This is a genomic window from Curtobacterium sp. MCPF17_002, assembly GCF_003234115.2.
Taxonomy (GTDB): Bacteria; Actinomycetota; Actinomycetes; order Actinomycetales; family Microbacteriaceae; genus Curtobacterium.
Window position 1 is genome coordinate 3,467,130 of record NZ_CP126251.1, and the last position, 16,429, is coordinate 3,483,558.

At 70.3% G+C, this 16,429-nt stretch carries 16 protein-coding genes, 1 tRNA gene and 1 riboswitch; of the genes, 10 read left to right on the forward strand and 7 right to left on the reverse strand.

All coding sequences use genetic code 11. The features are described from left to right. Window positions 1-172: 172 nt before the first annotated feature. From DEJ28_RS16180 to pstB, 4 genes are all read left to right on the forward strand, one after another. Entirely contained in the window at window positions 173-1,285 is a 1,113-nt protein-coding gene (locus DEJ28_RS16180; protein ID WP_111115335.1) for a phosphate ABC transporter substrate-binding protein PstS, read from the forward strand. A 131-nt stretch (window positions 1,286-1,416) separates the two neighbouring features. Then, on the forward strand, window positions 1,417-2,364 hold the full coding sequence (pstC, locus tag DEJ28_RS16185) for a phosphate ABC transporter permease subunit PstC (RefSeq protein ID WP_111115336.1): 948 nt from the start codon (window positions 1,417-1,419) through the stop codon (window positions 2,362-2,364). A 14-nt stretch (window positions 2,365-2,378) separates the two neighbouring features. Next, window positions 2,379-3,464: a phosphate ABC transporter permease PstA gene (gene pstA / locus DEJ28_RS16190; RefSeq protein WP_111115337.1), complete on the forward strand. Its 1,086-nt coding sequence runs from the start codon at window positions 2,379-2,381 to the stop codon at window positions 3,462-3,464. A 98-nt stretch (window positions 3,465-3,562) separates the two neighbouring features. Continuing rightward, a complete protein-coding gene (gene pstB / locus DEJ28_RS16195) occupies window positions 3,563-4,342 on the forward strand; it encodes a phosphate ABC transporter ATP-binding protein PstB (RefSeq protein ID WP_071292179.1) in 780 nt (259 codons plus the stop codon). A 345-nt stretch (window positions 4,343-4,687) separates the two neighbouring features. On the opposite strand, the gene DEJ28_RS16200 is transcribed toward pstB, so the two are convergent. The 3 genes from DEJ28_RS16200 to DEJ28_RS16210 all read right to left on the reverse strand — a co-directional run bounded on the left by DEJ28_RS16200 (window position 4,688) and on the right by DEJ28_RS16210 (window position 7,494). Then, the gene (locus DEJ28_RS16200; protein WP_111115338.1) at window positions 4,688-5,626 is read right to left on the reverse strand and encodes an anti-sigma factor; all 939 of its coding nucleotides are present in this window, start codon (window positions 5,624-5,626) and stop codon (window positions 4,688-4,690) included. Further along, window positions 5,623-6,222 (reverse strand): ECF RNA polymerase sigma factor SigK, encoded by a 600-nt coding sequence (sigK, locus tag DEJ28_RS16205; protein ID WP_181433685.1) that lies wholly within the window; start codon window positions 6,220-6,222, stop codon window positions 5,623-5,625. Before sigK ends, DEJ28_RS16200 begins: the two co-directional genes overlap by 4 nt. 642 nt (window positions 6,223-6,864) lie before the next feature. Then, window positions 6,865-7,494: a DNA-directed RNA polymerase subunit beta gene (locus DEJ28_RS16210; protein ID WP_111115339.1), complete on the reverse strand. Its 630-nt coding sequence runs from the start codon at window positions 7,492-7,494 to the stop codon at window positions 6,865-6,867. 128 nt (window positions 7,495-7,622) lie between these two features. Between DEJ28_RS16210 and DEJ28_RS16215 the strand changes: the two genes are divergently transcribed. From DEJ28_RS16215 to DEJ28_RS16230, 4 genes are all read left to right on the forward strand, one after another. Then, the gene (locus DEJ28_RS16215; protein WP_146248834.1) at window positions 7,623-7,784 is read left to right on the forward strand and encodes a DUF2207 domain-containing protein; all 162 of its coding nucleotides are present in this window, start codon (window positions 7,623-7,625) and stop codon (window positions 7,782-7,784) included. A gap of 54 nt (window positions 7,785-7,838) precedes the next feature. Further along, window positions 7,839-7,911, forward strand: a tRNA-Lys gene (locus tag DEJ28_RS16220). Between the two features lie 245 nt (window positions 7,912-8,156). After that, the gene (locus DEJ28_RS16225; RefSeq protein WP_146248835.1) at window positions 8,157-8,972 is read left to right on the forward strand and encodes an SGNH/GDSL hydrolase family protein; all 816 of its coding nucleotides are present in this window, start codon (window positions 8,157-8,159) and stop codon (window positions 8,970-8,972) included. A gap of 165 nt (window positions 8,973-9,137) precedes the next feature. After that, complete coding sequence (locus DEJ28_RS16230) at window positions 9,138-9,458, forward strand: hypothetical protein (protein ID WP_111115341.1); 321 nt, start codon at window positions 9,138-9,140, stop codon at window positions 9,456-9,458. 275 nt (window positions 9,459-9,733) lie between these two features. Here the strand turns inward: DEJ28_RS16230 and DEJ28_RS16235 are convergent, their stop codons facing one another. Then, complete coding sequence (locus DEJ28_RS16235; protein ID WP_111115342.1) at window positions 9,734-10,669, reverse strand: aldose 1-epimerase family protein; 936 nt, start codon at window positions 10,667-10,669, stop codon at window positions 9,734-9,736. Beyond that, a complete protein-coding gene (locus tag DEJ28_RS16240; RefSeq protein WP_111115343.1) occupies window positions 10,666-11,526 on the reverse strand; it encodes a DeoR/GlpR family DNA-binding transcription regulator in 861 nt (286 codons plus the stop codon). The genes DEJ28_RS16235 and DEJ28_RS16240 overlap by 4 nt, the downstream gene beginning before the upstream one ends. A gap of 64 nt (window positions 11,527-11,590) precedes the next feature. Here DEJ28_RS16240 and galT point away from each other — a divergent pair, with 64 nt between their 5' ends. Both galT and galK read left to right on the forward strand, forming a co-directional pair. Further along, window positions 11,591-12,688: a galactose-1-phosphate uridylyltransferase gene (gene galT / locus DEJ28_RS16245; protein WP_111115344.1), complete on the forward strand. Its 1,098-nt coding sequence runs from the start codon at window positions 11,591-11,593 to the stop codon at window positions 12,686-12,688. Then, window positions 12,685-13,821 (forward strand): galactokinase, encoded by a 1,137-nt coding sequence (gene galK, locus DEJ28_RS16250; RefSeq protein WP_111115345.1) that lies wholly within the window; start codon window positions 12,685-12,687, stop codon window positions 13,819-13,821. The genes galT and galK overlap by 4 nt, the downstream gene beginning before the upstream one ends. Window positions 13,822-14,012: 191 nt before the next feature. Here the strand turns inward: galK and DEJ28_RS16255 are convergent, their stop codons facing one another. Both DEJ28_RS16255 and glyA read right to left on the reverse strand, forming a co-directional pair. Further along, entirely contained in the window at window positions 14,013-14,924 is a 912-nt protein-coding gene (locus DEJ28_RS16255; RefSeq protein ID WP_502866959.1) for a bifunctional 5,10-methylenetetrahydrofolate dehydrogenase/5,10-methenyltetrahydrofolate cyclohydrolase, read from the reverse strand. Window positions 14,925-14,944: 20 nt separating this feature from the next. Then, complete coding sequence (glyA, locus tag DEJ28_RS16260) at window positions 14,945-16,207, reverse strand: serine hydroxymethyltransferase (RefSeq protein ID WP_111115365.1); 1,263 nt, start codon at window positions 16,205-16,207, stop codon at window positions 14,945-14,947. 111 nt (window positions 16,208-16,318) lie between these two features. Further along, a riboswitch (ZMP/ZTP riboswitch) is annotated at window positions 16,319-16,404 on the reverse strand. Between the last annotated feature and the right edge of the window lie 25 nt (window positions 16,405-16,429).

Below are 16,429 nucleotides of genomic sequence, written 5' to 3' on the forward strand. Positions count from 1 at the left end.
CGTCGTCGCCCCCGCGCACGGTGCCCCGTCCGACACAACCCCTCGTTCACCTCCCGTTCACCGGGGCGGGTGATCCCCGTCACCTCGCGTCCCTACAGTCGCTCCCGGGTCGGCACCGACCCACGGGACCAGCAGCGGTCCCACCTGCACTGACATCCCCGAAGGGACCCCTGTGAACATCAAGCGAATCGGCACGGTCGCGGCAATCGCGATCGCCGGCGCGGTCGTGCTCTCCTCGTGCGCGGCGAACGAGGACGCGGGCAGCACCGCACCCTCTTCCTCCTCCAGCTCGGGCACCGACTACTCGAAGCTCTCCGGCACCCTCACCGGTTCGGGCTCGTCCGCTCAGCAGACGGCCGAGGCCACGTGGGCCGCCGGCTTCCAGGACGTCGCCTCCGGCGTCACGGTCAACTACTCGCCCGACGGTTCGGGCGCCGGCCGCAAGAACTTCATCTCGGGTGCCGCGGACTTCGCCGGCTCCGACGCCGCGCTGAACGACGAGGAGCTCTCCGGCTCGTTCGGCCTCTGCGCCGCGGACTCGAAGGCCATCGACATCCCGGTCTACATCTCCCCGATCGCGATCGCCTACAAGGTCGACGGTGTCTCGGACCTCACGCTCGACGCGAAGACGATCGCCGGCATCTTCTCCGGCAAGATCACCAAGTGGAACGACTCGCAGATCGCCTCCATCAACAAGGACGCGAAGCTGCCGGACGCGAACATCACGGTCGTGCACCGCTCGGACGACTCGGGCACCACGCAGAACTTCTCCGAGTACGTGTCGGCGAACGCCGGCGACGTCTGGACCGAAGAGCCGAGCCAGACCTTCCCGTACCAGGTCGGCGACAGCGCCAAGGGCACCTCGGGCGTGGCCTCGGCCATGGCCAGCGCCTCGGACGCGATCACCTACATCGACGACTCCGGCGCCGGTGACCTCGACAAGGCGAAGCTCATGGTCGGCGACAAGGCCACCGAGATCTCGGCCGAGGGTGCTGCGAAGGTCGTCTCCGACTCGAAGGTCGCCGACGGCCGCGAGGACAACGACCTCGCGATCGACATCGACCGCAAGGACACCGCCGACGGTGCGTGGCCGCTGGTCCTCGTCTCCTACGCGATCGCCTGCCAGGAGTACAAGGACGCCGACAAGGGCGAGCTCGTGAAGGGCTACCTCGACTACGTCGTCTCGAAGGACGCGCAGGACGCCGCCGCGAAGGAGGCCAAGTCGGCCGCACTCACGGACGACCTGGCGAAGAAGGCCGCCACGGCGGTCGCCTCCATCAAGTAGCGCACCCGAACGCCCGGACGCCGGTCCCACCCACTGACCGGCGTCCGGGCACTCGCCCGTCACCGCGAGCACTGCACCGGACAACACCCCGAACCCGACGCCTCCCCCGGCGTTCCTCCGACAGGAGTCCCATGACGACCGCACCGGCCCAGCCAGTGGCCCCCGTCGCCCCCAAGCCGAAGGCCGTCGTCCGCATCGGCGACCGGGTCTTCTCGGCCGCCTCGGTCATCGCCGGCGGTCTCATCCTCTTCGTGCTCGTGCTCGTCGCCGCCTTCCTGGTCTGGCAGAGCGTCCCGGCCTTCAGCGCGAAGGTGGGCGAACTCCCGAACCGCGCGACGAACTTCTGGGACTACGTCGGCCCCCTCGTCTTCGGCACCGTCTGGTCCGCGCTCATCGCGCTCGTGATCGCCGTGCCGCTCTCGCTGGGGATCGCGCTCTTCATCTCGCACTACGCGCCGCGTCGCATCGCACCGCTCCTCGGCTACGTGATCGACCTGCTGGCCGCGGTGCCGTCGGTGGTCTACGGCCTCTGGGGCATCGTGGTCCTCGCCCCGTTCGTGAAGCCGTTCTACGCGTTCCTCAACGAGTACCTCGGCTGGATCCCGTTCTTCTCGGGCCAGGTGTCCGGCACCGGCCGCACGATCCTCACCGCCTCGATCGTCCTCGCCGTGATGGCGATCCCGATCATGACCGCGGTGATGCGCGAGATCTTCCTGCAGGCCCCGCGCCTCAACGAGGAGGCCGCCCTGGCCCTCGGCGCGACCCGCTGGGAGATGATCCGGATGTCGGTCCTGCCGTTCGCGAAGTCCGGCATCGTGTCCGCGATCATGCTCGGCCTCGGTCGTGCGCTCGGCGAGACGATGGCGATCGCGCTCGTGCTGTCGGTGTCGACGAACGTCACCTTCCAGATGCTCACCTCGCTGAACCCCTCGACGATCGCGGCGAACATCGCCCTGCAGTTCTCCGAGGCCTCCGGCACCGCCCTCAACGCCCTCATCGCGTCGGGCCTGATCCTCTTCGTCATCACCCTGGTCATCAACATGCTGGCGCGCTACATCGTGCGCAGCCGGGTCTCCTGAGAGGTCACGCCCCGATGTCCCTCGCTCTCCGTCAACCCGGCTTGGCCGGCAACGCGTACGCCAACGGCAAGCTGCACAAGTCGGTGCCGTGGCTGCTCCTCGTCGGCTCCTGGGTCGCCCTGGTCCTCGTCTTCGCCCTGCTCAACGCGGGCGGCGCCGTGAAGGACTTCAACGTGGTCGCCGCGCTGTTCCTCGGCACGGTCCTGTTCGACGTCCTCATCGTCGTCGTCTCCCGCATCGTCGAGGGTGGGCGCAAGGCCGTCGACCGGCTCATCACCTCGCTCGTCGTCACGGCGTTCGTCATCGCGGTGCTGCCGCTGGTGTCGCTGCTGTGGACCGTGCTCGCGGACGGCCTCGCCCGCTTCGACGCACAGTTCTTCTCGTACTCGATGCGCGGCGTCATCTCCGAGGGCGGCGGCGCGGTGCACGCCCTCATCGGCACGCTCGAGATCACGCTCTTCGCGGCGCTCATCTCCGTCCCGATCGGCCTGCTCACCTCGATCTACCTCGTCGAGTACGGCAAGGGCGCACTCGCGAAGGGCATCACGTTCTTCGTCGACGTCATGACGGGGATCCCGTCGATCGTCGCCGGCCTGTTCGCGTACTCGCTGTTCGCGCTGTTCCTCGGCCCGGGTGCCCGCTTCGGCCTGGTCGGCTCGGTCGCGCTGAGCGTACTGATGATCCCGATCGTCGTGCGCTCCACCGAGGAGGTGCTGAAGATCGTGCCGATGGAGCTCCGCGAAGCGTCCTACGCCCTCGGTGTCCCGAAGTACCTCACCATCCTCAAGGTCGTGCTCCCCACCGCCCTCGCCGGCATCACCACCGGCGTGATGCTCTCCATCGCCCGGGTCATCGGCGAGACCGCACCGCTCCTGGTCACGGCCGGGTTCACCGCGAGCATGAACTACGACCTGTTCAAGGACCCGATGATGACGCTGCCGGTGTTCGCGTACACGCAGTACTCGCAGCAGGGCGCCAACCCGGTGCCGTTCGTCGACCGGGCCTGGACAGCGGCGCTGCTGCTCATCATCATCGTGATGCTGCTCAACCTGCTCGCCCGCTTCATCACCCGGCTGTTCGCCCCCAAGCTCAGCCGCTGACCCTCCCGGCACCACGCCACTGACGCTCGGCACCACGCCCCCAGCGTCACCCCAGCGTCACCACCCACCCAGCGTCACCACCCACCCGAAGGAATCACGTGTCCAAGCGCATCGAGGTCGACGGCCTCAACGTCTACTACTCGAAGTTCAAGGCGGTCGAGGGTGTCGACATCACGATCGAACCCCGCACCGTCACGGCGTTCATCGGCCCGTCCGGTTGTGGCAAGTCCACCTTCCTCCGCACGCTGAACCGCATGCACGAGGTCATCCCCGGCGCCTACGTCGAGGGCTCGGTCAAGGTCGACGGCGACGACCTGTACGGCCCCGGCGTCGACCCGGTGCTCGTGCGTCGTCAGGTCGGCATGGTGTTCCAGCGTCCGAACCCGTTCCCGACGATGTCGATCAAGGACAACGTCCTCGCCGGCGTGAAGCTCAACAACAAGCGCATGTCCCGCTCCGAGGCGGACGACGTCGTCGAGCGCTCCCTGCAGGGTGCGAACCTCTGGAACGAGGTCAAGGACCGCCTCGACAAGCCCGGCATGGGCCTGTCCGGCGGGCAGCAGCAGCGTCTCTGCATCGCGCGTGCGATCGCCGTCCAGCCGGACGTGCTCCTCATGGACGAGCCGTGCTCCGCGCTCGACCCGATCTCGACCCTCGCCATCGAGGACCTCATCGAGGAGCTCAAGAAGGAGTTCACGATCGTCATCGTGACGCACAACATGCAGCAGGCGTCGCGGGTGAGCGACAAGACGGCGTTCTTCAACATCGCGGGCACCGGGCACCCCGGCAAGCTCATCGAGTACGACGACACCGCGACGATCTTCTCGAACCCGTCGGTGCAGGCCACCGAGGACTACGTCTCGGGTCGCTTCGGTTGATCGGCGTCCGGTCCGTCTCCTGACGGTCTGCCTGGAGGCCCGGTCCACGTCCGCCACGGACGGCACCGGGCCGCTTTCCGTGCGTCCAGAGCCCGCGACCGCCGGTCAGCGTCATGGACGTCGAAACATGTACACGCACGTTCCGACACTGCACGCGAAGATCGACGCGTGGATCGTCGCATCATGCGCACGCACAGGATGCACGCGCACCGAACGACACCGCACGCGTCGATCGACAGGTGGAACGTCGGAACGTACGCACGCACCGACGCCGCAACACCCGGTCCGGCACCCGAACACCTCGCCCGCGGATCGTGCCACGCGAGCGGGGAGCCGTACCGGCGGTCAGGCGGTCGTGGCAGCCATGATCGGCGTCGTGGTGGGCTGCTTCGACCCACCGGCGGGCTCGACGGTCATGCCGATCGTCACGTTGTGCGACCGCGTCCCGGAGAGGACCGCCGCGTGCACGCCGTCACCGGCACCGTCGATGAGGCCGGCGGGCGTGATCTTGCCGCCCGTGCCCTCGGAGCCGATGTACCAGAGCTGGTAGGTCTTGCCCTCCGGAGCCTGCTCGACACCGTCGAGGATGACCGCGGACTTCCCGAGCGTGTCCGACCAGACGACCGTGGCCGTCCCGCCGCCCGAGACCTTCGCGGTGCTCCGCTTGAAGTCCGATGCGGCGTAGATGCGGTCGAGTCCGCTGCTGGCCTGGGTCGTCCCCGGGCCTGGGTCGTTCGTCGGGGCGAACCCCGTGCCCACGCCGAGTCCGACGCCGAGGAACACCACGGCGACCGCGGCAGCGCTGGAGAGGAGGACTGCCGGGCGCTGGAACCAGCGGCGGTTCGCGGCAGCGGAGGCCGGACCGTTGCCCGTGAGCCGGCCGTCTGCACGGGTGCGGGACGAGGCGGGGGTGGGTCGCGCCTCCAGGCCGTCGTCGGTGACCGCCCCGGGAACCGGAGCAGCGGGTGACGAACCAACCAGATCAGCAGGCGACGAACCAACCGGAGCAGCAGCGTCCGGCGCAGCGGCAGCGGACGCCAGCGGTGCAGCCTGCGGCGTCGACGCGATCTGCGCCATCAGCGAGGCCTTGAGCGACGCGGGGGGCTCGACCGGCGTGACGGCGTAGGCGAGCTGCAGCGCGGTCTCGCGCAGCGAGTCCGTCTCGGCCTGCAGCTCCGGCGAGGAGGACAGCGTGGCCTCGAGCTGCGCACGCTCGTCGTCCGACAGCGCGTCGAGGGCGTGCGAACCGGTCAGCAGCGCAGGGTCGTCGTGGTGCTCGGTCATGATGTCACCCCCATCTCGTCTCGGAGTCTGATCATCCCGTCACGGAGACGGGTCTTGACGGTGCCGATCGGGACACCGAGGTGTTCGGCCATCTCGCTGTGCGAGTAGCCGCCGTAGTACGCGAGCTGCACGGCCTGCCGCTGGAACTCGGTGAGCTTCGCGAGCGCCCGGCTGACCCGTTCGTGCTCGATCCGGATCTCGACCGACTCGGAGACCTGGTCGAAACCGGCCTCGAAGTCGCGGATGCCGATCTTCGTGTCACGGTCGTGGGAGGCCTGCGAGGCCCGCACCCGGTCGACCGCTCGGCGGTGCGCCATGGTGAGGATCCAGCTCGCCGCCGTGCCGCGCCCACGGTCGTAGCGGGTGGCTTGCTGCCAGACCTCGAGGAAGATCTCCTGCGTGACCTCCTCCGACTGCGCACGGTCCCGGAGGAGCCGCGTCACGAGGCCGAGCACACGGCCCGACAACACGTCGTAGAGGTCGGAGAAGGCAGCTTGGTCACCGGCGGCCACACGGGTCAGGAGGTCGTCAGCGGACGCCTGAGCCGGCTCGGCTGAGCTCCAGCTCTCGGTGTCGCGTTCCACGAGGGCAAGCATTGCAGGTTTCCCTCCTCCCGGTTGCGTTCCGACTGTGAGTTCCGCTCCGACGCACGCATTCGGGTGGCGTGCGGCGAAGAGGACGAGGGCCCGTGTGACCCGCAGGGAATTGACCGCCAGGGAGCGGACCGGGTCGCACGGGGCCCTCGTTGCGTGACCGGCGAGGACGCCTGCCACGGTGATGATTCGGCACCCTCGGGCCGTCGGATTGGAGCAGTTCTCACCGAAGTGTCATCGGGGCCGTGGGGCGCTTGTCCGGGGCCGCCGGCCCGTGGGCGCTTGTCCGCGGGGCGCTTGTCCGCGCGGCGCTTGTCCGCGGGGCGCTTGCCTGTGGGCGCTTGTCCGTGGCGTGCTTGTCCGTGGGCGCTTGTCCACGGGGAGCTTGTCCGTGGCGCGCCCGAGGGGCTGCCGTGTCCACCGTCAGTGAACACGGTCGTGCGCACAGCCTGCGTCTCGTAGAATCGATCTCGCCGGGCCGCAGCAAGCCCCGGGCTCCAAAATTCGCCGCTCCGAGCGGCCTCGCGCCGAGAGGCGCTTCTGCGGCCCGGTCTTTCTGTGCCCGCTGGTCGATGCGGGTTCCGTCCGTTGCGCCGCGTCAGCGGCCTGCCTGGAGGCGCGGCGCCCGTCCGCCCCGCCGCTCGCTCAGTCCAGGCTGTCGCGACGCCAGAGCGCCGCCGCCTCGGTCAGCTCGGCCGCCAGCTCCGTCAGACGGAGTGCCCGCGTCGTCAGTTCGCTCGCCCGCTCGGACGCCGTCAGGTCGGAGTCGTCCGCGACCGACGTCGCCCCCGCCGCGGTGAGCCGACAGAACGCCGCACCGCGATCGAGCGCCACCGCGAGGTCGCCCGTGTACAGCCCGTGCAGGATCCGGTCCGCCAGCGTGAGGATCTCCGCCGGCCCCGTCGGTTCCTCGGCGCCGGCGACGGCCTGGTCGATCGTGCCGATCCGTTCCGCACCACGCTCGAAGAAGTAGGCGATCTCCGTCGGGTTCTGTCGGATGATCGTGCGCACCAGGTAGATCCGCCACAGGGCGCCCGGCAGGGTGTGCGCCCCGACCCGCGCCCAGAGCTCCGCGATCGCGTCGATGCCGTGCACGTCCGTGTAGGTGACGAGGCGCTCGACGACCGCCGGGTCGGGGTCCTGCCGCACGCGGTGCAGCAGCGCGTTCGCGGTGTCGTGCGCGACGCGGTTCACCAACGCGGGGTCGTCGCCGCCCTGGATCGCGGCGAACTCCTGGTCGGTGAAGTGGACGGGACGGTGGTGATCGCGAGGCACCGCTCCAGGGTAGGCGCGGCCGGTGACACTCCCTGTCCCCCGTTCGCCGAGAACGCAACCCGTCGGATCCGGGTAGCGTCCACCATCAGGGAGGCACCCCTCCCTGGACGTGAAGAAGAGGACACTCCATGAACGCGCTGCTCATCATCCTGGCCGTCGTCGCGGTCATCCTGCTGTTCGTCGGCGGTTTCGCCGCGAGCCTGAAGTTCCTGCTCTGGGTCGGGATCGTGCTGCTCATCATCGCGGTGATCGCATGGCTCCTGCGGACCCTCACGGGTCGGCGCAGCTGACCCCAGGACAACGGTTCCGAACTGGAGGCCCTCACCCGCTAGCCTTGCGGGTGAGGGCCTCTAGCTCAGTTGGTAGAGCACCGGACTTTTAATCCGAGGGTCGTGGGTTCGAGCCCCACGGGGCCCACACCCTCCTGAACCCCGGCTTTTCATCCGAGGGTCGTGGGTTCGAGCCCACGGGGCCCACACCCTCCTGAACCCCGGCTTTTCATCCGAGGGTCGTGGGTTCGAGCCCCACGGGGTCCACACCCTCCTGAACCCCGGCTTTTCATCCGAGGGTCGTGGGTTCGAGCCCCACGGGGCCCACTGCGTTCAGGGACACTCGGGTCGCGGTCACCTGCCGCCCGGACTGCGCCGCGTAGAATCCCGGCCGTGGCCCGACGAACCGACGGCGGATGGCCGGACGGTCCCCGTTCGCTGCCGCTCAGACGACGACGCCGGAGGCGACGCCTGATGCCGGCGGTCGCCCTCGGCGCGATGAGCCTCGGCGTCGCCGGGTTCCTCGTGATGCTGCCCGCGGTCTCCGACGCGTGCCAGTCCGTCCCCGGGGCGGCGAACGTCTCCACGAACCGCGCGGCTTCCGCCATGGCACGCGGCTCGGACGTGCTCATCGTCGGCGACTCGTACACGACCGGTCGCGGTTCGTACGACGGCACGCACGGATGGGCGCAGGACCTCGTGGCCGAGCGGAACTGGGACGCCACGATCGACGGCGTTCCCGGTAGCGGGTACGTGAACACGGGGGCGACGAACTCCACCCGCTGGAACTACATCTCGCGGATCGAGCGCAGCGCGTCCCTCACCCCGGAGCTCGTGATCGTGCAGGGCAGTCAGAACGACTGGCTCGTCAGCGCGGAGACGCTCCGGACCCGCGTGGAACGAACGCTGCGCACGGCGAAGCGACAGTGGCCGGACGCGGTCGTCGTGGCGATCGGCCCGTCGGCCCCGCAGCCGCGCGCCGAGACCACCGCGGGCATCTCGGCTGCGGTGGCCGCCGGCGCACACGCCGCGGGTGTCCCGTTCATCGACCCGCTCGACGAGCAGTGGTTCACGAGGATGAACAGCGCGAGCTACGCGGCCGGCGACGGGCAGCACCTCAACGACGACGGGTACCGGTACCTCGCGGCGAAGATCGACGACGCCCTCGAGGAGCTCGCCGCGCCGCGCGACGGCGAACAGTGCGCCTGATCGCCTGATCGGGGTACAAGTCCTCCTCAGCGGGTTCATGGCGTTTCCCGCTCACAGTTCAGTCGGCGTTCAGCGGACTGTTGGGATGCCGCCGATAGTGTCGTTCCCGGATCCGATCGCCGGATCCTGCAGCACAGCACCACCGCAGAACGAACGGGGTACACCGTGATCGAGCCCATCGAAGCCACGCACACCAGCACCAACGGGGACGCGCGCCGCATCGTCGAGCTCGCCGCCGCGACCAACACGACGATGAGCAACGAGCTCCTGCTCGACACGCTCCGTCGCAACGCGAAGGTCACGACCCGCCACATCCGCAAGGACTTCGTCGAGGTCGCGACCGCCACGTCGGTGCTCGGGTACGTGTGCCGGCAGCGCAAGGACTTCATCGCCCTGCGCGGCGACGACCCTGCCTGGGCGCAGGAGGTCGGGCGCTACGCCACCGAGTCCCTCGCGGTCGAGGCGCTCCGCATGCGCCGCGGCTGACCGCCACGAAACGACGACGAAGGCCCCGCCGGAGACACCGGCGGGTCCTTCGTCATGCCTGCGGCGTCGGCCGTGCGTTGCCTGCCGTGCGGTGTCTGTCGTGCCGCGTCTGTCGTGCCGCGCGCCCGTCTCGACGTCGCCCGGCAGGCCGTGTGCGGGCGCCGAGATCGCACTTCCGCGCCGTCGACCGGACGACGAAGCGGCACGAAGTGCGATCTCGACCCTGCGCGGGGCGCGTGCGGGAGCGCATGCGGCGAGGGCGCGGCGAGGAAGCGTCAGGACCAGACGCGGCGGATGCCCCAGGTGCCGGTCCACGACTCGTCGGGCTCGAGCCAGCGGAGGCCCTCGCCGGAGTTGAGCGCGTTCGCGGGCGCCGTCATCGGTTCGACCGCCACGGCGAGCCCCTTGCCGTCACCGCGCGGGAACTCGCGGGAGGTGAACACCTGCACGTACGGGAACGACCGGTCCTGCCAGAGCTGGACGCCGTCGCCCTCCGGTCCGTGGAGCGTCGTCCGCCGGACCCCGTCGGCATCGGGCGTGACGTCGGTGTACGCGGTGTCGAGGTCCGAGTCACCCGCGCGCCGGCCCTGCCGCAGGTCGAAGTCCGTGCCCTCGACGGACACCGACCCGTTCGGCACCTTCTGCTCGTCGACCGTGAAGGCGGTCGCGGCGTCGAGCGTGACGACGAGGTCGTCGGCCGGGGTGTCGCCGGCGCGGAGGTACGGGTGCGCGCCGACCGCGAACGGGGCCCGCACGCCGGAGCGGTTCACGACCTGGTGGGTGACGCGGATGCCGTCGTCGACGAGCTCGTGGTGGACGCGGGTCTCGAGCGTGAACGGCCAGCCGTGCTGCGGGTGGATCGTGGCCTCCTGCACGACGCCCGACTCGGTCTGGGACACGACGCGGTACGGCGCGAACCGGAGCAACCCGTGCGAGGCGTTGCCGTACTTCGGCTCCGAGATGTCGAGCTGCTGCCGCCCGCCCTCGAGCTGCCACACTCCACCGGCGACCCGGTTCGGCCACGGCGCGAGCACGATGCCGTTCGCCCCGGGCGGCTGCTCCGAGACGGCGAACGGCTCGGTGAGGTCGAACCCGGCGACCCGGAGCTCCCGGATGCCCGCGGCCACCTCGGTGACGACTGCCTCGACGACCCCGTCGGGTCCGGCGTGGCGGAGGTGGTACTGGCCACCGGTGGGTGCTGCTGCGGTCATGGGGTCTCGTTCCTTCCGGTTCCTGCCGACGTCGTGCCGGCACTGCCGTCTGCCACCACGACCTCGACGCCGGCCGCCCGGATCGGGGCGACCGCGTCCGCCGTGGTCTCGGCGGTGACGACGACGTCGATGTCCTCGAGCGCGCGGACGACGCCGATGTGGGCCCGGCCGAACTTCGACCCGTCCGCGACCACGACCGTACGCCGAGCAGTCGCCGCGAGCATCCGCTTCGCCTCGGTCTCGGGCAGGTTCACGTTCGTCAGGCCGTGCGCCACGTCGAGCCCGGTCCCGCCGAGGAACACCACGTCGGCGGCGATCAACGGCAGCAGCGTGTTGTTGAAGGGTGCCACGAGAGAGTGCTGCAGGGGTCGGAGCGTGCCGCCGGTGACGACGACGGTGAACCGCGGGACGGCTCGCTCGAGCGTGAGCGCCGTGGTGAGCGAGTTCGTGACGACGGTGACGTCGACGAGGTCGGTGCGGGCCACCAGCGCCTCGGCGACGGCGGCCGGGGTGGTCCCGACGTCGAGCACGACGCACTCGCCGGACCGCACGAGGCCCGCGGCAGCGCGGCCGATCGCCGCCTTCGCCACCTGGTGCTCCACGGCGGTCTCCTCGAACGGACGCTCGCCGGAACCGGCCCCGAGGCGGACGGCACCGCCGTGCACCCGCCTGATCCGCGCCTCCAGTTCGAGGGAGGCGAGGTCCTGCCGGACGGTCACCTCGCTGGTACCGAGCGCCGCTGCCAGGGCGGCCGTCCGGACCAGGCCGGGCGCACCCTCGACGATCGACACGATGCGGTCCTGGCGCAGCGGCGCGGGGAGTGCGCCGGCGAGGAAGGAGAGGTCGTCATCGGTCATGTGCTCAGTTTCGCTTGCTTCCGATGCCTTTCGCAACGCTTCGGATGAGCGGTAGAGTGGTTGGGTGATCACCAAGCGCGTGACGACGCTCGCGGACGGCCGCGACCTCATTTACTTCGACGACGCCGACTCGACCCTGCCCGCCGAGCGCAGCATCGACGAGCGTGTCCTCGACCCCCGCCCGGAGACGGCGCGGATGCGTCAGGACGTCCTCACCGGCGAGTGGGTGTCGATCGCTGCCTCGCGGCAGAACCGCGTGTTCCTGCCACCGGCCGACCAGGACCCGCTCGCACCGCAGACGGCCGCGAACCCGTCCGAGATCCCGAGCCGATACGACGTCGCCGTGTTCGAGAATCGGTCGCCGTCATTCGGTCCCCTGCTCGAGGCGGACGACGCTCCCACCTCCCTCGACTCCCTCAGCGACGTCGGTCTCAACCGGCAGCTCCGCTCGGTCGGCCGATGCGAGGTCGTCTGCTTCTCCCCCGAGACCTCGGGATCGTTCGCGTCCATCTCCGAGTCGCGTGCCCGCACCGTGGTCGAGGCCTGGGCGGACCGGACGGCCGCGCTGTCGGCGATGCCCGGGATCCAGCAGGTGTTCCCGTTCGAGAACCGGGGCGAGGCGATCGGTGTCACGCTGCACCACCCGCACGGACAGATCTACTCGTACCCGTACATCACGCCGCGCACCCAGCGGCTGCTCGCGTCGATCGAGCGGTTCGGCCCCGACCTGTTCGAGCAGCACCTCGCGAACGAGCGCGCGTCCGAACGGGTCGTCCTCGCCGGCGAGCACTTCACCGCGTTCGTGCCGTTCGCCGCACGCTGGCCGATCGAGATCCACATGCTGCCGCACCGCCACGTGCCGGACTTCGCGGGCCTGAACGACGCCGAGAAGGACGAGCTGGCGCACATGCACCTCCGGCTCACCCGCGGGCTCGACGCACTCTACGGCGACCCCACCCCGTACATCGCCGCGTGGCACCAGGCGCCGGTCCACACCGCTCGCGACACCGTGCGGTTGATGTTGCAGATCACGTCGCCGCGTCGCGCGGCGGACAAGTTGAAGTTCCTGGCCGGCAGCGAAGCCGCCATGGGCGCCTGGATCGGGGACCTCGTGCCCGAGAAGGCGGCCGAGTTCATCCGAGGAGGGATCGAACGCGCATGACGTTCCAGCAGGTCTACGGGTACGAGCCCACGGTGCGGTACTCCGCTCCTGGTCGGGTCAACCTGATCGGTGAGCATACCGACTACAACGACGGGTACGTCCTGCCCTTCGCGATCGACCGCCGGACCACCGCGTCCATCGCCCCGCGGCAGGACCGCGTGATCCGTGTCGCCTCCGCGTTCGACGAGACCGGCGGCCCGGTGTCGCTGACGCTCGACGAGCTCTCGCCCGACACCGTGCACGGTTGGTCGGCGTACGTGTTCGGCATCGCCTGGGCGCTCGGCGAGCAGGGCTCCGACCTGGCCGGCAAGACCGGCTTCGACGTCTTCATCGAGTCCGACGTGCCGGTCGGTGCCGGTCTGTCGTCCAGCGCGGCGATCGAGTGCGGTGTCGCGCTCGCGTTCAACGACCTCTGGGAACTCGGACTCGACCGCAAGACCCTGGCACGGGTCGGCCAGTACTCCGAGAACCATGCCGTCGGTGCTCCAACGGGCATCATGGACCAGTCCGCGTCGCTCCTCGGCGAGCAGGACGCGGTCGTGTTCCTCGACTGCCGGACGCTCGACACCGCCGTCGTCGACCTCGCGCTCGAGGCGAACGGGCTCGAGGTCCTCGTGATCGACACCCGCGTCGAGCACGCCCACGCCACCGGTGGGTACGCCGCACGACGAGCCTCGTGCGAGCAGGGCGCGCAGGTGCTCGGCGTCGAGGCGCTCCGTGATGTGTCGGTCGACGACCTCCCGCGTGCGCAGGAGCTCCTGGACGACGAGACCTTCCGCCGCGTCCGTCACGTCGTCACCGAGGACCAGCGCGTCCTCGACACGGTCCGCACGCTCCGCGAGCACGGCCCGCGGGCGATCGGCTCGCTGCTCGTCGCCTCGCACGAGTCCATGCGCGACGACTTCGAGATCTCCGTGCCGGAGCTCGACCTCGCGGTCGCGACCGCGATGGAGCACGGTGCGGTGGGCGCACGGATGACCGGTGGCGGGTTCGGTGGTGCTGCCATCGCGCTGGTCGACCGGGAGGCCCGTGGTGCGATCACCGCGGCCGTCACCGCCGCCTTCGCGGCAGCCGGGTACCGCGAGCCGAACGTCTTCACTGTGCACGCCGCGCAGGGCGCCCGGCGCGACTGACGCTCACGCCGCGGGCGGCCGTGCTCCGGGGCTTCGTTTCGCGCTCAGCGACAGGTCACGCGGTCGAGGCCCCGTGAGCTGTCGCTCAGCGCGAAAGACCGCCGTAGCACCGGCAGGACGCACGTCGTGAGCAGAAATGGTCGGGTCCCACGAGGGAACCCGACCATTTCTGCTCACGACGCGTGCGCGCCCTACTGCAACCGGCGCTCCGCGGCCTCGACCACGTTCTTCATGAGCATCGCGCGGGTCATCGGCCCGACGCCACCGGGCACCGGCGACATGAACCCGGCCACGGACGCCACCGCGGGGTCGACGTCCCCGTGGAGCTTGGCCTTGCCCGTCTCCGGGGAGACCACACGCGTGATGCCCACGTCGATGACCGCGGCGCCCGGGCGTACCCAGTCCGGCTTGACGAGTCCGGCGACACCGGCCGCAGCGACCACGATGTCGGCACGTCGGCACTCGGCCGCGACGTCGGCGGTGAGCGAGTGCGTGAGGGTCGCGGTGGCCTCGAGCCGGGTGAGCAGCAGGCCGAGCGGGCGCCCGACCGTGAGCCCCTGCCCGATGATCGTGACGTGCGCACCCCGGATCGGGATCTCGTACGCCTCGAGCATCGCGACGATGCCGCGCGGGGTGCACGGCAGGGGCGCGTCGATGGAGCCGGCGCCCCCGGGCACGGCGAGCACGAGCTCACCGAGGTTCGTCGGGTGCAGGCCGTCGGCGTCCTTCGCGGGGTCCATCAGCTCGAGCATCGGCGTCGGGTCGATGCCCTGCGGCAGCGGGAGCTGCACGATGAACGCGGTGACCCGGGGGTCGTCGTTCATCTGCAGGATCGCCGCGCGGATGTCGGCGGCGGACGCAGTCTCGGGCAGGTCGATCCGCTCCGAGTCGAGCCCGATCTGCGCCGAGTCGCGGTGCTTCCCCGCGACGTAGGACATCGATCCCGGGTTGGACCCGACCATGATCGTGCCGAGGCCCGGCCGGATGCCGTGCTCGTGGAGCCGGTCGATCCGGACGCGGAGCTCGTCGAGGGTGCGGGCGGCGAGGGCGGTGCCGTCGATGCGCACCGCCGAACCGGCACCGTCCCAGAGCGTGCGCGGCAGCGGCGCGGCCACGGGACCGCTCACGCGTACAGCGGGAACGCGTCGGTCAGGGTCTTCACCCGGGCCGAGAGCGCCGCGATGTCGGGGTTCGGCATGAGCGTCAGCGCGATGATGTCGGCGACCTCGGTGAACTCGGCGTCGCCGAACCCGCGGGTGGCCAGCGCCGAGGTGCCGATGCGCACACCCGAGGTGACCATCGGCGGCCGCGGGTCGAACGGCACGGAGTTGCGGTTCACGGTGATGCCGACCTCGTGGAGCAGGTCTTCGGCCTGCTTGCCGTCGACCTCGGACGTGCGGAGGTCCACGAGCACGAGGTGCACGTCGGTGCCGCCGGTGAGGACGTCGATGCCGGCGGCCTTCGCGTCGTCCGCGGTCAGGCGGGCGGCGAGCGCCTGGGCACCGCGGATCGTGCGCTCCTGGCGGGCCTTGAACTCCGGGGTGCCGGCGAGCAGGAACGCGGTGGCCTTGGCGGCGATCACGTGCATGAGCGGGCCGCCCTGCTGACCCGGGAAGACCGCGGAGTTGAGCTTCTTGAACAGGGTCTCGTCGTTGGACAGGATGATGCCCGACCGGGGACCGCCGAGCGTCTTGTGCACGGTCGAGGAGACGACGTGGGCGTGCGGGACCGGGGACGGGTGGAGCCCGGCGGCGACGAGTCCGGCGAAGTGCGCCATGTCGACCCAGAGCTTCGCGCCGACCTCGTCCGCGATCGCACGGAACTTCGCGAAGTCGAGCTGACGGGGGTACGCGGACCAGCCGGCGATGAGGACCTTCGGCTGGTGCTCGATGGCCTTGGCGCGGATGTCGTCGTAGTCGACCTCGAACGTCTCCGGGTCGACGCCGTAGGCCACGGCGTTGTAGATGCGGCCGGAGAAGTTGAGCTTCATGCCGTGGGTCAGGTGACCGCCGTGCGCGAGCTCGAGGCCGAGGATGGTGTCGCCGGCCGAGGCGATGGCGTGCAGGACGGCGGCGTTGGCCGTGGCACCGGAGTGCGGCTGCACGTTCGCGTACGCGGCACCGAAGAGCGCCTTGGCGCGGTCGATGGCGAGCTGCTCGGCGACGTCGACGTACTCGCAGCCGCCGTAGTAGCGCTTGCCCGGGTAGCCCTCGGCGTACTTGTTGGTGAGCACGGAGCCCTGGGACTCGAGCACGGCGCGGGGCACGAAGTTCTCGGACGCGATCATCTCGAGGGTGTCGCGCTGACGGCCGAGCTCCTGCTGCAGGACGGCGGCGATCTCGGGGTCGACCTCGCTGAGCGGGGCGTTGAAGGCAACGCGCTCGATGTCGGACGCACTGTCGGAAGCGCTGTCGGCGGCCACGGGGGGCAGATCGGTGATGGACACGGTTCTCCTACGTTGTTGGCGACGACCGTGGAGGTCGCGCGGACGATCGGTCGGTGCAGCCCAGGCGTACGGCCGCGCACCGTGTCAGGTGTCGCTCCCCGATGGTGACCCATCCAACGCCAGTCGCGACCCCACGATCGTACCGAGGCAGCCGGTTCGTGT